Genomic DNA, 16,760 nt, shown 5'->3' on the forward strand with positions numbered 1-16,760 from the left:
TCAGGCGACGGGCGCGTTCGCGGCCCTGAAATCATCGGCGAGCATGACGCGGTTTCGGCCGGATTCCTTGGCCGCGTAGAGGGCTTCATCGGCCTGACGGATCAGTTCCTGGGGTTCCATATCCGGGCCTGGAACCACGCAGGCAACGCCCACACTGATGGTGAGACTGACCGGGGCCACCCGTTCGCCGAAATAGACCGGCGAACGGGCCACCGCCTGGCGTACCTTTTCGGCTACCCGAAGCGCCCCCTCTTCCGGTGTTGCCGGTAGCAGGATACTGAACTCCTCACCGCCATAGCGGGCCAACAAATCCCCGGATCGCTGGACTTCTGCCGCGCATAAGGCAGCCACTTCGGTCAGACAGTCGTCGCCCACCAGATGGCCCAGCTCGTCGTTTACCCGCTTGAAATGATCGATATCCAGCATCAACAGGCTCAACGGATGACCTTGTCGCTGAGCCCGCCTCCACTCATCCTGCAGTTTCTCATCGAACCGGCGCCGGTTAGCGACGTGGGTCAGCCCATCGGTGAGGCTGATCGCCCTGAGCTGTTCATTGGCGCGCTCCAGTTCGTCGGTGCGCTCCTGAACCCGCATCTCCAGGGTCACGTTGGCCTGCTGCTGGATCGCCAGCGCCTGCTCCTGGGCCTCGTGGCGTTTGCGACGCTCCAGATTGATCCGGTAAGCGAGGGCAAAGGACAGCAGAACCACCTCAAGCGCCACGCCAATCTGGGGCATGAACTCGGTAAGGAAACTGCGCGGCATCATACCGAGCTTGCTGACGGCCAGAATCAAGTGGCCAATTAGCAGGGGCGTCCAGGCCAGCACGTAAAAACCACCCAGCACCTGGCCCCTGCGCCACACCAGAAAACCGATGAACCAGGCTGCCAGAGTAACCACTGCCGCAATACCGCTAACCAGCACAATGCCGGTCTGATAACTGCCAAAAAGACCGAACAAGAAGCAGGCGAAAATAGCGGTCAGAACCCACTGCAGGAACCGATAGCTTTTCAGACTGTAGTGCCGAATGTGCAGGAAGCGGATTGCGAAAATAATGGCGGAGAAAAGGGCGAAGCAGATAACCGGAATGGTGAAATATCGGTTGATACCGGGAGCATCCGGCCACAGCCACTGAAACAGCAGGCCATTGAAATTGAGCTGAACCAGCCCGGTAAACACAACCGTCAGCACATACCAGAGGTAGGTGGAATGGCGCACGATAACGAACAGGAAGAGATTATACAGCGCCATGGCCACGATGATGCCCAGAAACATCGTCTGCCAACCGTAGGACAACTGCTCATTGGCGAGGAATTCCGCAGACGGAATAACTTCCAGAGGAATCTGCACGGAACCCAGGGTTTTTACTCGCACGAAGGCGGTGACCGGCTCGGTATTCGAGGGTACCAGAAAAACAAAATTACGATGGTGAATCGGGCGACTGCTGAAGGGCAGCGTATCGCCGGTGTGGTGGGTCTGGATCAGCTCACCGTTGAGGACCCAGTGCACAGAGACCTCATCCAGCAACGGATACCCAATTTCCATCACCCGGTTCGCCGGGTCAGGCGGAATCTCGACTTTCAGCCAGAAACTGCCATCGCTGAAGCCACGGTTGAACACCTCACTGGAGCCCGATGTCTGCCAGTCGCTCGGGGGCAGGGCGCGAACGTCTTCCAGCGCCAACTCATCCACGGGCGCTTCCAGCCAGTCAAATGCGACGGGAGCAGCCTGAACAGGCGTGCTGACCAGACACGCCAGCGACAATAAAACGAGAAGGATGCAGGTTAACTGCCGCATCATAGCTGTTTCCGGTTTCCGGGCCCGTCCGGGTAATCTACACTTTCAGGCCCTGACTGAGTCGTACGCATCCCTGCAATTGTTTTCAGTTTAGACGGTTGCGCGTGCTACGTCCTCCGCAACGATAGGGCCAGCATAGCCCGAATCCATTGAGGCCAATAATGACCGAGCGCAAGAACGAGATACGTCCGGGTAAATACCGACACTACAAGGGCAAGGATTATGAAGTGATCGGCGTTGCCCGGCACAGCGAGACCGAGGAGAAGATGGTGGTCTACCGCTGCCTTTACGGTGACTACAGCCTCTGGGTGCGTCCTCTGACCATGTTCCGGGAAACCGTGGAAGTTGCCGGCGAACAGGTGCCCCGGTTTGCCCGCCTCGATGAAGCCTGACCGTTACACAACCGCTTTGACTACCGCGACCATTTCCTGCACATTACCGCGCTTTTCATGATGCCGGCCCCCACAAGGGGCCGGAACAACCGTTAATTCCTACCCGGAGTTTTGCCATGAATGCCGTCGTTGCCGCGGTCGCGATTATGCTCGTCCTGAGTTTGTGCCGCATCCACGTTGTTGTTGCCCTGATCATCGGCGCCGTATCCGGTGGCCTGATTGCAGGAATGTCCCTGGAAGCCACCATCGAAGCCTTCAATAGCGGCCTCGGCGGCGGTGCCACCGTGGCACTGTCCTACGCCACGCTCGGTGCCTTCGCCGTTGCCATCGGAAAGTCCGGTCTCGCTCACGCGCTGGCGGACAGGGCCCTGGCTCTGGTGGGCCGCCAGGAAGAAGGCACCGCCGTAAACGGCATCCGCTTTCTGATCATCGGCCTGCTGCTGGCCATTGCCATCTCGTCCCAGAACATCCTGCCGATCCACATCGCCTTCATCCCCCTGGTGGTTCCGCCGCTGCTCTACGTGATGGCAAAACTGAACATGGACCGCCGCCTGGTTGCCTGTGTGCTGACTTTCGGCCTGATCACCCCATACATGTTCCTGCCCGTCGGCTTCGGCGGCATCTACCTGAACGAAATCCTGATCGCCAAGATCAACGCCAACGGCGTCGATGCCTCCGGCCTGAGCGTCATGAAAGCCATGGCGCTGCCGGCACTGGGCATGCTGTGTGGCTTGCTGATTGCGGTCTTTTTCAGCTACCGCAGTGGTCGCACCTATAACCTGGAAACCATTACCAAAGCCGAACGGGTAAACACCAGTTACAGCCCGCGCACCCTGGTTATGGCCCTGTTGGCCATCGTCACCGCCTTCGTGGTGCAGCTCTGGCTGGGCTCCATGATCCTGGGCGCCCTCGCCGGTTTCGTGCTCTTCAACCTGTCCGGTGTGGTGCGCTGGAAGGAGGCAGATGATCTGTTCACCGAGGGCATGAAGATGCTGGCCATGATCGGCTTCATCATGATCGCCGCGTCGGGTTTTGCCGAAGTGATGCGGGAAACCGGTGAAATCGCCAGCCTCGTGGACAGCTCCGTGGGCGTGATCGGCGAGAACAAGGCCATGGCCGCATTGCTGATGCTGGTGGTGGGCCTGCTGATCACCATGGGTATCGGCTCGTCCTTCTCCACCATCCCCATCATCGCGGCCCTTTACGTGCCCCTGGCCCTGCAGCTGGGTTTCAGTCCGCTGGCGATCGTGGCCCTGGTCGGCACCGCCGGCGCCCTTGGGGATGCCGGCTCCCCGGCCTCCGATTCCACCCTCGGCCCCACCGCCGGCCTGAACGCCGACGGCCAGCACAACCACATCTGGGATACCGTGGTGCCGACGTTCCTGCACTACAATTTGCCGTTGCTTGGCTTTGGGTGGTTGGCGGCTATGGTTCTCTGAGCTTGGAGTTTGCCGTCCCTCGTAGCCTTCGTGTTGAGGGGAATTGCGAGGGGGCCGGATTATTTTTCCCTTGGAAATGGCAACTCGCTGCGCTCAGACATCAATTTCCGGCGGGAAAAATAATCCGGCCCCCTCACATAAGAACTCACGGATATCGCTGAAAAGATCTTGTTCTGAAGAAATATCTTTTGAGTCAGGTAGAGAGGGTGTGGGTGTGCTTTTCTGGCGGGGAAAAGATGTCTGAGCGAAGCGAGTTGCTTTTCCCCAGAAGAAAAGCATTCCCATGGCCTCTCCGCCCGCAAACCTGCAGGCTAGGAAGAACAGCTTACTCGTCGTCGGCAGAAGATTTGAAGAACACGACCTGCTTGACCGTGTGATCGTCCTCGTTCTTGCGCTTGTTCACCCGCGTCTCGAGCTCGGGGTTGGACGGCTGTTCGGCGTCAGACACTGCATCTGTGAAGCCGCAGGCCACGCACTCGCGAACCTGATCATCGTCGTCGGTGGTGAACATCATGATCTTGTCCATCTCCGCGCAGCGGGGACAGACGGCGCCGGCGATAAAACGTTTTGGACTCGCCATTTTAAAACTCCCGTAAATTTGGGCAGTGGTTGTCGGGTTACGGCCTTCAGCCTAACCCGACCTACATTGATCAGCTCTGTCTTGCCACCGATATCACGTAGGTCGGATTAGCAAAGCGTAATCCGACACCATGGTCTCAGGCAGCTTCGTCAGCGATGCCGGTTTGTTTCAGCAACGCATCCACTTGCGGTTCACGACCCCGGAAAGCCTTGAACAGTTCCATGGGCTCCTGTGAGCCGCCTTTCTCCAGGATATTGTGGAGGAAGGCATTGCCGGTTTCGGGGTCGAAGATGCCTTTCTCCTCAAACAGGGAGAAGGCATCGGCCGCCAGCACTTCCGCCCACTTGTAGCTGTAGTAGCCAGCCGCATAGCCACCGGCAAAGATGTGCGAGAAAGAGTTGGGGAAGCGGTTGAATTCCGGGGCTTCCACCACCGCAATCTCGCTGCGCACCTTGCGATGCATATCCAGCGGATTTGTGGGCGCTTCGTCGGTGAATTCCGCGTGCAGGCGGAAGTCGAACAGGGAGAATTCTAGCTGGCGTACCATGCCCATGCCGGACTGGAAGTTCTTGGCCGCCAGCAATTTCTGCAGCAGATCCTCCGGAAGCGGTTCACCGGTCTCGTGATGCGAGGCGATCAACCCCAACGATTCCGGATTCCAGCACCAGTTTTCCAGGAACTGGCTCGGCAGCTCGACTGCGTCCCAGGCGACACCGTTAATACCGGACACGTCGAGGACATCGACCTGGGTCAGCATGTGGTGCAGCCCATGGCCGAATTCGTGGAACAGGGTGGTAACCTCGTCGTGGGTCAGCAGCGACGGCTTGCCGTTGACCGGCGGTGTAAAGTTGCAGGTCAGGAAAGCCACCGGGAGCTGAAGCGTGCCACGCAGGTTGCGCCAGCGCACCCGGCAATCGGCCATCCAGGCACCGCCACGTTTGCCCTGGCGGGCATAGAGGTCGAGATAAAACCAGGCCAGGGGCTCGCCGTTGCGGCTGATGCAATACGCCGTGGCATCTTCGTGCCAGGTTTCCACTTCCGGCTTCGCTTCAATCTGGACGTCGAACAGCTTCTCAGCCACACGGAAAAGCCCGGGCACTACCTTGTTCACCGGGAACCAGGGACGCAGGGTTTCCGGAGAGATGTCGTAGCGCTTCTGGCGAAGCTTTTCGCTGTAATAGCCGATATCCCAGGCTTGCAGTTCCTCGGCGCCGAACTCGTCTTTCGCGAACGCCTTGAGCTCGGCAAATTCTTTCTCGGCCTGGGGCTTGGACTTGGCCGCCAGTTGGTTCAGGAAGCCCAGCACTTCGTCGCTGCTGCGGGCCATCTTGGTGGCCAGGGAGCGCTCGGCGTAGTTGTCAAAGCCGAGCAGCTTGGCCTGGGCGTGACGGCGCTTGAGGATTTCCGCCATCACCGGGGTATTGTCCCACTGGCCGGCATCCGGGCCCTGGTCGGAAGCGCGGGTCACAAAGGCCTCATAAACCTCCCGGCGCAGATCCCGGTTATCACCGTAGGTCATGACCGGGAAGAAACTGGGAAAATCCAGGGTAATGACATAGCCGTCCAGGTCTTTCTGGCGAGCGGCCTGTTTGGCGCTTTCAATCGCAGTCTCGGGGACGCCTGCGAGTTCATCGACGTCGGTGATATGCTTGAACCAGTGCTGGGTAGCATCCAGCACGTTATCGCTGAACTTGTTGGACAGTTCGGACAGCTCCCGGGACAACTCGGCGTACTGCTTTTTCTTGTCTTCCGGCAGGTCCACACCACCCAAGTGAAAGTCCCGGAGCGTGTTCTGCACGGACTTGCGCTGGGCCTCGTTCAGGTTCTTGAAATCGTCCCGATCAGCCAGCTTCTTGTAGGCGTCACACAGGGCTGAGTTCTGGCTCACCTCGGTGCTGTACTCGGTGAGCTTCTCCAGGCAGTTCTTGTACACCTTTCGCAGCTCGTCGTTGTTCATCACACCATTGAGGTGTGAAATCACCGACCAGGCGTTGCTCAGCTTGTCATCCAGCGCCTGCATCGGCTGCGCCAGGGTTTCCCAGGTGGGATCGTCCTGCTCTGCGATTTGGCTGATTTTCATCCGGTTTTCACTGAGAATCTGGTCGATTGCCGTTTCCATGTGTTCGGTGCGGACATGGTCAAACTTCGGCAACAGGTCGTCAGTCAGTAACGGGTTATTCATAGGTCCCCTTCTCAGTTCGTCGAATCTTGGGTAGTTTGGTTTCTTAATTCTCTGGGGCTGGCACCTGTGGGAGAGGTCCTTCCAAAACACGCTCCTGGCGGCACGTCCATGTGACGCTTGACTGTCGCCATCCATGGCGACAGACAGTTTTGGAAGGACCTCTCCCACAGGCGCCCCGGGCCTCCGGGTATACGCGTGCAATTTCAATAGAACAGGTACTATGTAATGACGAATATACGTTCACACAAGGGTATCACGCCACATTTTGGGGAACGGGCATGGGTCGATCCAAGTGCCGTGGTAATTGGCGATGTGGAAACCGGCGATGATGTTTCCATCTGGCCGATGACCGTGGTTCGTGGCGATATGCACGAAATCCGCATAGGACACAGGTGCAGCATCCAGGATGGGTCGGTTCTGCACATCACCCACGCCAGTGACTACAACCCCGGTGGTTATCCGCTCACGCTTGGCGATGATGTAACGGTAGGCCACAAGGCGCTGCTGCATGGCTGCAGCATTGGCAGCCGGGTTCTGGTCGGCATGGGCTGTATTATCATGGATGGCGCCGTGGTGGAGGATGAGGTGATTGTCGCCGCAGGCTGTCTGGTTCCGCCCGGCAAGACACTCGAATCCGGGCACCTCTATGTGGGGTCGCCCTGCAAAAAAGCCCGGGCGCTGACGGAGAAGGAGCGCGGGTTCTTCAAATATACCGCCGCCAACTATGTCCGCCTCAAGGATGAGTATCTTAACGATCAGTAAGCCAGTGGTCTGAAGTCACCGCCGTGGCCGTATCTTTCGGGGTAACCTCACATCCCGGAGACCACTGTGGACACACCAGACCAACCGTTTGATCGAGCACTGCTCTACCTGCGCGCGGCAGGCCACGATACCGGTCCTGAAACCCGGAAGCGGTTGCACAGCATGCTGCAGGTGCACGCAGCTGAAAACCCGGCGTTGAGCAACGGGCAATTGCTGGCGCGGATGCCGGAGTGGTTTACCCTGCCCGGGCCATGCCAGGGGCGCCCTCTGCCACCCATTACCCGGGCCAGTATCGGTTACCCTCGTGAATAGCGCCGCGTGCTGGCGCCCGGTCGCGTTCCGGCGACGCCTTCTGCTTGTTTTCCTGGTGGCCGCTCAAACCCTGGCCGGCGTCTATTTGTTTGCCCAGACGGTGCCGGAGCAGGCGAATGGCGGAACAACTGCCATGTTGCTGGCCGTCTTCGGGCTCCTTTTTGCGTGGATCGGCGTGGGCTTCTGGACCGCCGTTTTTGGCTTTTTTGCGCTTCGCTTTGGCGGCGACCCCTGGAGTCTGTCCAGCCGCGTTCAGCAGCCTACGCGCGGAGAAACAACGGTCGCGCCTACAGCCGTCGTGATGCCTGTCTGCAATGAACCGGTGCAGCGCACCCTCGGCGGTCTGAAAGCGATCATCCGGGATCTCGAACGAACGGGACAACAGGAATCCGTTGATTTCTATGTGCTCTCGGACAGCCGGGACCCGGAAATCTGGCTCGAGGAACAGGCCACCTGCGACCGGATACGCACAGAGCTGGCGCCCGGTCAGCAATTGTTCTACCGGCGACGCAACATCAATCTGAACTACAAGAGCGGCAACATCGCCGATTTCCTGCGTCGATGGGGCCGGCGCTATTGCTACATGGTGGTTCTGGATGCCGACAGTCTGCTCAGTGCCAACTGCATTACCCGCCTGATACAGCTCATGGAGGCCCGGCCCGAAGCAGGGATTATCCAGACCACACCCCGCCTTGCCCGGGCAGAAACCCGGTTTGCGCGTCTGCAACAATTCGCCAACCGCTGTTATGGCAGGCTTTACGGAGCCGGACTGGCCGCCATTCAGCTGGGAGAGGCCACCTACTGGGGCCACAATGCGATCATCCGGGTGGCGCCGTTCATGGCCCACTGTGGTCTTCGCAAGCTTCGCGGGCCCGGTCTGTTCCGGGGGCCTGTACTCAGCCATGATTTTATCGAGGCGGCACTGATGGGCCGGGCCGACTACGAGGTCTGGCTGGAACCTGCCATCGCCGGCAGTTTTGAAGAATCACCGCCAACCCTCGAGGATGACCTGATCCGAGACCGGCGCTGGTGCCGTGGTAACCTCCAGCATCTTTGGCTACTGGCAACCCTGGGGAAGATCCGGCTCGCCCACCGGATGGCCCTGTTGACCGGAATTTTCTCGTACCTGGCCTCTCCGCTCTGGCTGATTTTCCTGGGCTTGTCAGGCTATGTGGCGCTGGCCGATCCGACACCCGAACCGGCGCTGCCGGGCGTGATGGCCTCCACAGACACGGGCTCGGCCCCGGGCTTTCTGCTGGTGTCAGTCACCGCGGTGCTGCTTTTCGGCCCCCGGCTTCTTGCAATAACGGACCACGCAATGGCAAAGCGGACTACCCGGTTTGGCGGGCTGCTCAGGCTCTCGGCGAACACGCTGATGGAGACGCTCGCAGCACTGGCGCTCGCCCCCATCCGGATGCTGGTTCACACCTTCCATGTTGTTTGCGCGTTATCGAATATTAAAGTTGGCTGGCAGGGACAGAACCGGTCCGGCGGTGCCAAGCCGGGGCTCAGCCTCCGGCACTTTGCCCTCCTGCTGGCTTCCGCCGTTGCGGCGCTCAGCCTGATTCAATGGCACGCGCCGTCGCTGACACCCTGGGCGCTGCCCGTATTGGCACCGGTATTGTTATCACCTGCTCTGGCGTGGTGGCTGAGCCGAAAACCGGGCGAAGGGCAATGGTTGGCGGTGCCCGAAGATTACCGGACAACGACGGTGATTGATCTTGCCGGTCCCACACCTCTGGGTCACCGGAAACCGGGCAGCCTGGGCTGGTTCGAACAGATGGTTCTGTCTCCCGCCTCTGCCCGGGAGAACAGGCCCGGTGCCTCGCCAGTACGGGGCAAGAAAGCACGTGCCCTGGCGTCTCTGGTAGATCGCTGCGCCACGGAAGGCAAGCGGGGCCTGACTCACCGGGAGCTCAGCCTGATCTGCAACCACCCGGAGGCGCTAGCCGCCCTGCATTGGCGCGCCTGGCATGCCTCCCACGAATCACCCTGGCGGGAAGCACTGACCCGTATGGCGCAATCGGTTGAAGGGGGGTCGCCGGTACCGGTGCCCCTGCCCCGGCGGCAAGAACAGATCGCCTGGGTTGAGGTCGCTTCGTGATACTGGTCTGGCTTTTGCTGCTGAACGGGCTGTTCCTGTTTCCGTCCCTGGCATTGCCGGGTAACACCCCCTGGCTTTCTCTGGAAGCCCTGATCCTTTGGGCCATCATTTGCGGGCTCAGGGAACCCGAGCGGAGATACCGCGTCGCTCGTTTGCTGGCTGTCGCCTACGCGTTTCTGTTCCTGCTTGTTCTGGCAGATGCCCTGATTCGGGAGAGTCTTGGCCGCGGCCTGAACCTGTATCTTGAAGTTGGCCTGTTGGATGCGGCCTGGAATCTGCTCAACACGAACCTGGGTGCGGTTCTGGCGGTTGCGGCCCTGGCCGCTCTGCTGGGTTTGCTTGCAGGCGTGGGCTGGCTGTTTCACCATGGCCTGGAGCGACTGGCACATCACTCGCCGGCGCACCTGGGCAAACCGCTCTGGTTTGTGGCCGGCCTGTTTCTGGCCGGGGCCGTCACACCCTGGATTGGCAGCCCGGCGCTGGCCTTCGTTGCCAATCAGGCCTCGCTGATCACTCATACTCACCAGACAAGCCAAAACTTTGCCAACGAATTGAGTGCGCGGCCAGGGCGGGAAGGCCGGGCATCGCCCCTGCCAAGGCTGGCACATACCGATGTCATTCTGGGTTTTATCGAGTCCTACGGGGTGTCGACGGTCACCGACGAGCGCTACCGGTCACTCGTCAGCCCGGGCCTTGAGGCCATGGGCCGGTCGCTCGACGCTGCCGGGCTAACGGTGGTGACTGGCAGACTGCAATCACCCATCCAGGGTGGCCAGTCCTGGCTCGGCCACCTATCCGTGTTGAGTGGCCAGTGGATCCACAACCAGCTTGCCTACGAAACCCTCCTCAGCTCCGGCTATGCCACCCTGATCGATGACTTCCGCAGTACCGGGCACAGCACTGTCGCCGTGATGCCTGCTATCACCCAGGCCTGGCCCGAGGGCCGGCTGTTCCGGTACGACCGGATTTACGATCACGATGACCTGGATTACCAGGGGCCACCATTCAACTGGGTCACCATGCCCGATCAGTACACCTGGCACCGGTTTCAGGACATCCGCGATGCGAATGAGGGGCCGCTGTTTGCCGAGCTGGCGCTGATCAGCAGCCACGCTCCCTGGGTTCCGATCCTGCCGGTGCTCGATGACTGGCAAAGCATCGGCAACGGTGAAGTGTTCCGGCGCTGGGAGGGTGCCGGCGAGACGCCGGTTTCGCTGTGGCGGGATCCGGACCGGGTCCGGGAACATTACGGTCAGGCGATTGCCTATGCCCTGGAGGTTGCCGGAGGCTTCGCCGCCCACTACCTGCGCCAGGACGCCCTGATGATCATTCTGGGTGACCATCAGCCGGCGCCACTGATCACCGGCGAGGATGCCAGCCGGGATGTGGTGGTTCATGTCATCAGTGCCGACCCATCGCTGGTGGAACCTTTCCTGTCTGGCGAGCTTCCGGGATTTCAACCCGGTATCCGGCCAGATCCGGAGACGGCGGGCGCCACCATGAGCCGATTCCGCCCGTTTTTACACCGCCATTTCGGGGAACTCTGAAGCCCGATCAATCCCCGGCCGTGGTCGTTTTTTTGGCACCGGCTTTCTCCAGCGCCCTGGCATAATCGACACTGCGGCGATGACGGGAAATCAGGTCCAGAATGGTTTCCCCGTCTGGGCCTGCAGCATTCAGGTCCCGACCCTCCGCAACAAAAAAGCCGATAAAGCGCTCGAAATCTTCGGCCCGCATGGCCTGATAGGCTTTCAAAAGGGCGTTGAAGTCGGCGTTCTCGGCAGCATCCCAGGGCTGGATAGCCAGAAAACTCCTGACCCGTTCATCACTCCATTCTTCGCCAATCACTTTTGGCTTGTCCGGTCCACTCATGGTTGCTCTCTCGCTCCGCTATGCCAGTCAATAATCGGCGGACAGTATAAAGCCCTGAAAGCACGACAGTTATATGGATTACGAATGAGAAGCTGCACGCCGGATATAAGACTCAGGGCATGATTTCGACCGGCAGGTCGCCGGTCGGGACGTCATCGTTGCATTCGGGATTACGAATCGCGATCTCCACCCGGCGGTTAAGGGCCCGGTTCTCCGGCGAATCATTGGGTGCCAGAGGATTGGTCTCGGCACGACCGGCCGCCACCACGCGGTCAGCGGGTACCTGGCGATTCATCACCAGCTCGTGCACCACGGATACGGCTCGGGCCGCCGAAAGATCCCAGTTCGAACGGTAGCGATCACTGGAGATGGGCCGGTCATCGGTGTAGCCGGACACCAGAACATCGCCGGTACAGGCGGACAGCACATTGACCACCCGTTCGATGATCGGAATCATCTCCGGCTTGATGGCCGCGTCACCGGAGCGGAAGGTGGCTTCCTCGGAAAAGCGGATCACCACCTGGTTCTGGTCGTAATTGACACTCAGGGCCTCCGACGCCACTTCCGCTTCCAGCTCCCGGATCATCCGGCTGGCCAGATCAATCACGCCACCGGGGATCTGGGTGGGCGCGACACCCTCGGCGCGCTCATCAATGAATTCGGGCTCCCTGGTCTGGGATTCCGTTGGCTCGGGAAGGGATACCGTCTCGGATTCAATCATGGTCAGCGGGGAACCACCGATATCATCGGCCAGGACATTACTGGAGCCAAAAGCGACCGCCATGGAATTGGCCATGGCCCGGTACTTCTCCACGTCCATCTCGGCAAACGACAGCAGGAGTATGAAAAAGGTCAGCAGCAGGGTGGCCAGATCGGCAAATGTGACGATCCAGGCCGGCGTCTGGTTCTGTAAACGCTTCCTGTTTTTCTTATGGACCAGTTCCAAACCCTCAGGCCTCCCGCTCCGGCGCCAGGCCGGTGCGCTGCTCCGGGTGAACAAACGACGACAGTAGTTCGGTCATTACCCGGGGATTCTCACCGCGCATGATGTTCTTGATGGACGTGATGATCAGCACCTGGTTCCGGGCCTCATCCTCGGCTTTCAGCTGCAGCTTGTCGGCCAGGGGCAGGGCAATCAGTTGGGCAATAAACGCACCGTACAAGGTGGTAAGCAGGGCGATCGCCATGGCCGGGCCAATGGAGGACGGATCGTCGAGGGTGTTGAGCATCTGCACCAGGCCTACCAGGGTGCCCAGCATGCCAATGGCAGGAGCCGATTCGCCGATACCCCGGAACACCCGCTCGGCCACTTCGTACCGCTCGGCGGTTTGCTGGGTTTCCTGGGCCAGCGCCTCCTCCACGAGTTCCGGCGGGTGGCCGTCGACACACAGATTGATGGCCTTCTGGAGGAATTCGTTGTCGGTCTGGTGGTTTTCCAGGCCCAGAATGCCCTCCTTACGCACCACCATGGCCAGCGAACCCACTTCCCGGATCAACTCCGTCGGCCGTGCCATACGGTCGGTGAACGCCGCCGACATGGCCAGGCGGAAGGCGCTCATGACTGACGCCATTCGGAATTTGATCAGGGTAACGGCGAAGGTTCCGCCCAGCACAATGGCAAGCCCCGGAAGGTTCAGGAACGTCAGGAAAGAGGCATTGGCGAGCATCGCCATGATGACGATCAGGACACCTGCCACAAGCCCTACAAGGGTAAGAATATCCATCGAAAATCCCTACGGAAGTTGACCCTGAGCATAGCCCAATCCGGGGGCAGCGGCTCAGTCGTTACGCAATTCCTCAATGACGGGGCCGGTGGCAGGGTTCACGCCGCGCCAGATACGGAAGGATTCCGCCGCCTGCTCCACCAGCATACCAAGCCCGTCATGAACGTTCTGTGCACCCTGTTCCAGCGCCCACTGATTGAACGTCGTGGTTTGCAGAGAATACATCATGTCGTAGACCACCGTTTGCTCTCCGAGCACGTCAGCTGACAGCGGTGGCAAATCGCCCTGAAGGCTGGCACTGGTACCGTTGATGATCACGTCAAAAGGCTCCCGGGGCTGTTCGAATCCGCAGGCAGAAAGCGCGGTCTCGCCCGCCACGGGTTTAAACAGGTTAACCAGCGCGTCAGCCTTGGCAACCGTCCGGTTGGCAATGGTAATGGCGGCAGGATGCTCCGCCAGGATCGGCCCCAGAACACCACGAACCGCGCCACCGGCCCCCAGCACCAGGATGCGTGCCTGCCCGAGGACGACACCGTGGTTTACAACCAGATCTCGCACAATACCGCACCCGTCAGTGTTGTCAGCGGTGAGCCGGCCCTCATCATCGAGATACAGGGTATTGGCGGCCCCGGCATTCTCGGCCCGCTCGGTACGGCGGTCCGCCAGCTTCCAGGCTTCCTCCTTGAAGGGCACGGTTACGTTCAGGCCCTTGCCACCCCGTTCAAAGAATTGCCTCACCGTGCCGGCAAAATCATCCAGCGGGGCCTGGATGGCCGTATACTCAACCGGCTCACCGGTTTCGCTGGCAAACAGGCTGTGGATCCTCGGCGATTTGCTGTGGCTGATGGGGTTGCCAACTACCGCGTAGAGCTCGTTAGTCATGTTGGGTCTCCAGCCAGTTCCGCCCGGTCAGGAAATAGTCTGTCAGCCGGGCTTCTTCCGAACCGGGCTCGGCACTCCGGTTATAGTCCCAGCGCACCAGCGGCGGCAGGGACATCAGTATGGATTCCGTGCGACCGCCGGATTGCAGCCCAAACAGGGTGCCGCGGTCATAGACCAGGTTGAATTCCACATAGCGCCCCCGGCGGTAGAGCTGGAAATCCCGCTCACGGTCACCAAACGGATGATCCATTCTGCGCCGGACGATAGGCTCGTAGGCGTCTATGTAGCTATCGCCCACCGCTTTCATCAGGCCGAAATCCTGCTCGAAGTCGCCGGTGTTGTGGTCATCAAAAAACAGACCACCAACACCCCGGGGTTCATCCCGGTGTTTCAGATAAAAGTAATCATCGCACCATTCCTTGAAGCGCTTGTAGGTGCCCTCTCCGAACGGCTCGCAGGCATCGCTGGCTGTCCGGTGCCAATGCACACAGTCTTCCTCAAAACCATAATAAGGCGTCAGGTCGAAGCCGCCACCAAACCAGTACACCGGCTCACTGTTCTCCGGCGTGGCAATGAAAAACCGCACGTTGGCGTGGGAGGTCGGCACGTAGGGGTTGTTGGGATGGATAACCAGCGACACACCCATGGCCTGCCAGGGCGCTCCCGCCAAGTGCGGACGATGGGCCGTGGCCGAGGGCGGCATGGTATCGCCCATGACATGGGAGAAATTAACACCACCTTTCTCGAACACCCGGCCTTCGGTGATCACCCGGCTTACGCCACCACCACCTTCGGGCCGGTCCCAGGCATCCTTGATGAACGATGCGCCATCATCGAGGGCCTCCAAACGGTTGCAGATGGACTCCTGCAGGCCCAGCAGATACTGCTTGACCGCCTGGCTGTCGGGTTGCTGTGCCATAAACGCTCCTAACGAAGTTGCTGACCGCTGACAATATCAATAATACGGCTGGGTTTGCGATTACCGCCCAGTGCTCCCGGAACGATCCAGTCCAACTGATCGCCAAAATACCCGCGCACCTGCCAAATATGGCGGGCGGGCTGTCGCCCGGCCGGATTACAGGACGTGGAGACCAGGGGCATGCCCGTCGCTTCACAGAGCGCCCGCACCACCGGGTGCTCGCTGACCCGAACCGCGATGGAACTGTGCTTTCCGCGCACCCATTCCGGCACCTGTCGCTCTGGGTCTGGCAGCAGACAGGTCACGGGGCCGGGCCAGTGACGCTCGGCCTCGGCCCGGAGCAGAGGGGGAAGGGGATCCAGCAGGAAGCGGACCTGGTCAAGGGAAGAAGCCACCAGAATCACGCCTTTCTCGACCGGGCGCTGCTTCAGCTCCAGAACTTTCTCCACCGCTTCCTGGTCCCAGGGATCACAACCCAGCCCCCAGACAGCCTCGGTGGGATAGGCAATAACGCCGCCTCCGAGAACCGTGCGGCGAGCGCAGTGCAATTGCCAGTCAGATAGGGGGTGGGAATGGGCCATACTGCTTGTGCCAGACGTTGATCCGGGTAGATGGTCACACGGGGTTCAGGCGATTTTCTGGAAGCCTCCCGGTGCCGAGCTGACCAGCCCCTGCAACTCCAGAAGCAACAGGGACTGCATAAGCTGATCGGCAGGAAGGCCGGTTGCTGAACTCAGTGCATCGGTTGACTGTGGATCATACCCTAAAGCCTCAAACACCGCGATTTCGCGGCGGTCGAGGCCGGCCAGCGGTCCCTTGCCTCCGGGCTTCGGCTCCGGGGTGCCAGCCGCTTCGGTTGCCAGTGGCGGGGACCACCAGGCACCGAGTTCCTCCAGAATATCGTCCACTGTTTCCACCAGGCGGGCACCCTGCTTGATCAGGTGGTGACAGCCCCGGGCAACCGGGCTGTGCACCGAGCCGGGAATGGCGAAGACTTCCCGCCCCTGTTCCAGCGCCATCCTCGCGGTAATCAGGGAGCCACTGCGCAGACCCGCCTCGACCACCAGCACCCCACGGCTCAGGCCACTGATGATCCGGTTGCGTTGGGGAAAGTGCGCTGCCCTTGCCGGCGTGCCAGGTGGATACTCGGAAATCATCAGCCCGTTAGCAATGACCCGCTCACCCAGGCGGCGATGCTGATGAGGGTAGATGCGGTCCAGGCCACAGCCAATCACCGCTATGGTGGAACACCCCGCATCCAGCGCCCCCGCATGGGCAGCGCCATCTACCCCCAGCGCCAGACCGCTGGTCACCATCAGCTCGCGGGCACTGAGTTCGGCGGCAAAACGCCGGGCATGATCCAGACCGGCGGGCGTAGCCTTGCGGCTACCGATGATGCCGATCTGATCTCGGGCAAGAAGCGCCGTATCACCGCGGGTATAAAGCACCAGGGGCGCATCGTGAATGTGGCGGAGCTGCTCCGGGTAATGGGTATCCGGCCAGGTCAGAATACCGATGCCATGCTTTTGGCAATCATGCATTATGGTCCGTACCTCATGCACTGCAGGATGAGCATCATCCTGCTTTTGCCAGGCCTGAATTGCGGCTATGGCGTCTGCAGTCATGCCCATGGCTCGCAAAGTTGCAGCGTTCATGGAGAGCAGCTGGGGCAGGTCAGGGAATTCAGTCAGCAGTTCACGTCGACGGGTGCGACCAACGTTTGGCAGGCAAGTCAGAAACAGCCATTGGGCTGCGGAAGAGGAAAACACGGCATCGTCCTTGAAAACAGCGAGGCCGG

17 protein-coding genes are annotated in these 16,760 nt (G+C 60.3%); 6 read left to right on the forward strand and 11 right to left on the reverse strand.

Translation table 11 applies throughout. From position 1 onward, the window contains the following. Positions 1-1,797, reverse strand: a complete 1,797-nt coding sequence (locus ACWJ62_RS08035) for a sensor domain-containing diguanylate cyclase (protein WP_449285709.1) — start codon at positions 1,795-1,797, stop codon at positions 1-3. A gap of 158 nt (positions 1,798-1,955) precedes the next feature. Here ACWJ62_RS08035 and ACWJ62_RS08040 point away from each other — a divergent pair, with 158 nt between their 5' ends. After that, positions 1,956-2,186: a DUF1653 domain-containing protein gene (locus ACWJ62_RS08040; RefSeq protein WP_449285710.1), complete on the forward strand. Its 231-nt coding sequence runs from the start codon at positions 1,956-1,958 to the stop codon at positions 2,184-2,186. 116 nt (positions 2,187-2,302) lie between these two features. Then, positions 2,303-3,625, forward strand: a complete 1,323-nt coding sequence (locus ACWJ62_RS08045) for a Na+/H+ antiporter family protein (protein WP_449285711.1) — start codon at positions 2,303-2,305, stop codon at positions 3,623-3,625. Positions 3,626-3,718: 93 nt separating this feature from the next. Here the strand turns inward: ACWJ62_RS08045 and ACWJ62_RS08050 are convergent, their stop codons facing one another. The 3 genes from ACWJ62_RS08050 to prlC form a co-directional block, all read right to left on the reverse strand. After that, on the reverse strand, positions 3,719-3,910 hold the full coding sequence (locus ACWJ62_RS08050) for a hypothetical protein (protein WP_146162204.1): 192 nt from the start codon (positions 3,908-3,910) through the stop codon (positions 3,719-3,721). A gap of 40 nt (positions 3,911-3,950) precedes the next feature. Further along, positions 3,951-4,205, reverse strand: a complete 255-nt coding sequence (locus ACWJ62_RS08055; RefSeq protein ID WP_041645867.1) for a YheV family putative zinc ribbon protein — start codon at positions 4,203-4,205, stop codon at positions 3,951-3,953. Positions 4,206-4,341: 136 nt separating this feature from the next. Then, entirely contained in the window at positions 4,342-6,387 is a 2,046-nt protein-coding gene (gene prlC, locus ACWJ62_RS08060) for an oligopeptidase A (RefSeq protein ID WP_449285712.1), read from the reverse strand. Between the two features lie 225 nt (positions 6,388-6,612). On the opposite strand from prlC, the gene ACWJ62_RS08065 reads away from it, so the two are divergent. The 4 genes from ACWJ62_RS08065 (at position 6,613) to ACWJ62_RS08080 (ending at position 11,112) form a co-directional block, all read left to right on the forward strand. Further along, positions 6,613-7,149, forward strand: coding sequence for a gamma carbonic anhydrase family protein (locus ACWJ62_RS08065; RefSeq protein WP_449285713.1), 537 nt, complete (start codon positions 6,613-6,615; stop codon positions 7,147-7,149). Positions 7,150-7,215: 66 nt separating this feature from the next. After that, entirely contained in the window at positions 7,216-7,461 is a 246-nt protein-coding gene (locus tag ACWJ62_RS08070) for a hypothetical protein (protein ID WP_449285714.1), read from the forward strand. Beyond that, complete coding sequence (mdoH, locus tag ACWJ62_RS08075; RefSeq protein WP_449285715.1) at positions 7,454-9,565, forward strand: glucans biosynthesis glucosyltransferase MdoH; 2,112 nt, start codon at positions 7,454-7,456, stop codon at positions 9,563-9,565. Before ACWJ62_RS08070 ends, mdoH begins: the two co-directional genes overlap by 8 nt. Continuing rightward, a complete protein-coding gene (locus ACWJ62_RS08080; RefSeq protein WP_449285716.1) occupies positions 9,562-11,112 on the forward strand; it encodes a sulfatase in 1,551 nt (516 codons plus the stop codon). The genes mdoH and ACWJ62_RS08080 overlap by 4 nt, the downstream gene beginning before the upstream one ends. A gap of 7 nt (positions 11,113-11,119) precedes the next feature. Here ACWJ62_RS08080 and ACWJ62_RS08085 read toward each other — a convergent pair whose 3' ends face one another. The 7 genes from ACWJ62_RS08085 to dprA form a co-directional block, all read right to left on the reverse strand. Beyond that, entirely contained in the window at positions 11,120-11,437 is a 318-nt protein-coding gene (locus ACWJ62_RS08085; protein ID WP_449285717.1) for a PA4642 family protein, read from the reverse strand. Positions 11,438-11,549: 112 nt separating this feature from the next. Then, positions 11,550-12,383 (reverse strand): flagellar motor protein MotB, encoded by an 834-nt coding sequence (locus ACWJ62_RS08090; RefSeq protein WP_449285718.1) that lies wholly within the window; start codon positions 12,381-12,383, stop codon positions 11,550-11,552. Positions 12,384-12,387: 4 nt separating this feature from the next. Beyond that, the gene (locus ACWJ62_RS08095) at positions 12,388-13,161 is read right to left on the reverse strand and encodes a motility protein A (protein ID WP_449285719.1); all 774 of its coding nucleotides are present in this window, start codon (positions 13,159-13,161) and stop codon (positions 12,388-12,390) included. A 54-nt stretch (positions 13,162-13,215) separates the two neighbouring features. Beyond that, complete coding sequence (aroE, locus tag ACWJ62_RS08100; RefSeq protein ID WP_449285720.1) at positions 13,216-14,043, reverse strand: shikimate dehydrogenase; 828 nt, start codon at positions 14,041-14,043, stop codon at positions 13,216-13,218. After that, positions 14,036-14,962, reverse strand: coding sequence for an oxygen-dependent coproporphyrinogen oxidase (gene hemF, locus ACWJ62_RS08105; RefSeq protein ID WP_449285721.1), 927 nt, complete (start codon positions 14,960-14,962; stop codon positions 14,036-14,038). The genes aroE and hemF overlap by 8 nt, the downstream gene beginning before the upstream one ends. Positions 14,963-14,970: 8 nt before the next feature. After that, positions 14,971-15,543 (reverse strand): L-threonylcarbamoyladenylate synthase, encoded by a 573-nt coding sequence (locus ACWJ62_RS08110; RefSeq protein ID WP_014578877.1) that lies wholly within the window; start codon positions 15,541-15,543, stop codon positions 14,971-14,973. Positions 15,544-15,588: 45 nt separating this feature from the next. Then, a complete protein-coding gene (gene dprA / locus ACWJ62_RS08115) occupies positions 15,589-16,731 on the reverse strand; it encodes a DNA-processing protein DprA (RefSeq protein WP_449285722.1) in 1,143 nt (380 codons plus the stop codon). Positions 16,732-16,760 lie beyond the last annotated feature (29 nt).

It is taken from the genome of Marinobacter sp. PE14 (genome assembly GCF_053566155.1).